We start from the raw sequence: 2,269 nt of genomic DNA on the forward strand, positions 1-2,269 counted from the left end.
CCGAGGGTGACCTGGTAAAGCTCGGAGCCCTTCTTCTCGACGCCGAGAATGCCGATGTGGCCGACATGATGATGGCCGCAGGCATTGATGCAGCCGGAGATCTTCAGCTTCAGCTCGCCGATCTCGCGCTGCCGTTCGAGCGAAGCGAAGCGCTGCGAGATCTCCTGCGCCACCGGAATGGAACGGGCCGTGGCCAGCGCGCAATAGTCGAGGCCGGGGCATGAGATGATGTCGCTGATCAGGTTGGAATTGGCCGTCGCCAGGCCGATGTCGACCAACGCGTCATAGACGGCCTTCAGATCGGCGCGCGCCACATGCGGCAGGATCAGGTTCTGCTCGTGGCTGACGCGCAATTCGTCGAAGGCGTATTTCTCGGCGATGTCGGCGACCGCCTCCATCTGGCTGTCGGTGGCGTCGCCCGGCACCTCGCCGATGCCCTTCAGCGAGATCGTCACCGCCGCGTAGTCGGGATGGCGATGCGTCACCACATTCTGGTCGAGCCATTCCGAGAAATTCTTGGAATCGAGCCGCGCCAGCTTCACAGCCGCGTCGCCTTCCGGCCGCTCGACCACCGCCGGCGGCGCGAAATAGGCGTTGATGGCACCGATGTCGGCTTCCGGCAGCTTCAGCTCGGCGTCCTTCAGCTCCTGCCATTCGGCCTCGACCTGGCGCGTGATCTCCTCGACGCCGGTCTCGTGGACAAGGATCTTGATCCGCGCCTTGTACTTGTTGTCGCGGCGGCCGTAGAGGTTGTAAACGCGCAGGATCGCCGTGCAGTAGGAGAGAAGATCGGCTTCCGGCAGGAAGTCGCGGATCTTCCGCGCCACCATCGGCGTGCGGCCCTGGCCGCCGCCGACATAGACCGCGAAGCCGAGCTCGCCGGCCGCGTTCTTCTTCAGGTGCAGGCCGATGTCATGCGTCTGGATGGCGGCGCGGTCGCGCTCCGCACCCGTCACCGCTATCTTGAACTTACGCGGCAGGAACGAGAATTCCGGATGCACCGACGACCATTGCCGCAGGATCTCGGCATAGGGGCGCGGATCGGCAACCTCGTCGGCGGCGGCACCGGCGAAATGATCGGCGGTGACGTTGCGGATGCAATTGCCGCTGGTCTGGATGGCGTGCATCTCGACGCTGGCGAGATCGGCCAGGATCGCGGGAATGTCGGAGAGCGCCGGCCAGTTGAACTGTATGTTCTGGCGGGTCGTGAAATGACCGTAGCCCTTGTCGTATTTGCGCGCGATGTGGCCGAGCATGCGCAGCTGCTTGCTGTTCAGCGTGCCATAGGGCACCGCGATGCGCAGCATATAGGCATGCAGCTGCAGATAGACGCCGTTCATCAGCCGGAGCGGCCGGAACTGGTCCTCGGTGATCTCACCGGCAAGCCGGCGTTGCACCTGGTCGCTGAACTCGGCGACGCGGGCCTGAACGAAATCGTGGTCGAACTCATCGTAACGGTACATGCTTCGTCTTTCAGGGCGCGTCCGCCCGCATTGCCTGTTTGGTCTATGCCGCCCGCACGGGTTGCGGGCTCGCCTGCTTGCCGAGATCTTCGCGGATGGTCGGCCCGGCGGCGCGGATCTTTTCGCGCAACCGCACCGGCTCGACCAATCCGTCGACCACCGTGACGTCGATCAGGTTGACGTCGACCACCTCGTTGTTGGCGTAGGCGGCAGCGCCGATCGCTTCCAGCCGGTCTTCCGCCGCCTTGTCATGGGCGAGGTCGGCACCGCCGACCGTCTCCGCCCAGCCGCCATCGGCGTACCAGACGGCGATGCCGTCGGTGAGCCTGTTCGCGGTCAGAACTTTCATTGTTCAACTCCTTCGGCCGCTACGCTGGCCGTATCTTCATGCCTGTGTGCCGCGAGCGGCTCGGAACGTTCGAAATTGGCGCCGGCGACCGCATCGCCGATGATGGTCATGACCGGGCCGGTGAGATCGGCGCGGGCCTCCAGCGACGGCAGGTCGGCCAGCGTGCCGTGGAAGCGGCGACGGTTGCCGAGGCTGGCGTTCTCGACCACGGCGACCGCGGTGTCGGGCGACAGGCCCGCCTCGATCAGCCGGCCGGCGACTTCGGCCGCGACCGAACGGCCCATATAGACGGCGACGGTGGCGCCGGAAATGGCGAGCTTGGCCCAGTCGGGCAGCGAATTGCCCTTAAGGTCATGGCCCGTCGTGAACACCAGCGACGACGACACGCCGCGCAGCGTCAGCGGCAGTTCGAAATCGGCGGCGGCGGCGAAGGCCGCGGTGACACCGGGAACCACCT

The 2,269-nt window shown here is 65.5% G+C and carries 3 protein-coding genes; all 3 read right to left on the reverse strand.

What is annotated here, in order from left to right; genetic code table 11:
- Positions 1–1,463: nitrite/sulfite reductase (locus EN781_RS31020; RefSeq protein WP_145965733.1), on the reverse strand; the 1,463-nt coding region annotated here is incomplete at its 3' end.
- A gap of 43 nt (positions 1,464–1,506) precedes the next feature.
- Positions 1,507–1,812: a DUF2849 domain-containing protein gene (locus tag EN781_RS31025; protein WP_126058276.1), complete on the reverse strand. Its 306-nt coding sequence runs from the start codon at positions 1,810–1,812 to the stop codon at positions 1,507–1,509.
- On the reverse strand, positions 1,809–2,269 hold a 461-nt coding region (locus EN781_RS31030; RefSeq protein ID WP_245492696.1), incomplete at its 5' end, for an SAM-dependent methyltransferase. The genes EN781_RS31030 and EN781_RS31025, both read right to left, overlap by 4 nt.

This window comes from Mesorhizobium sp. M4A.F.Ca.ET.090.04.2.1 (assembly GCF_003999085.1).
Taxonomy (GTDB): Bacteria; Pseudomonadota; Alphaproteobacteria; order Rhizobiales; family Rhizobiaceae; genus Mesorhizobium.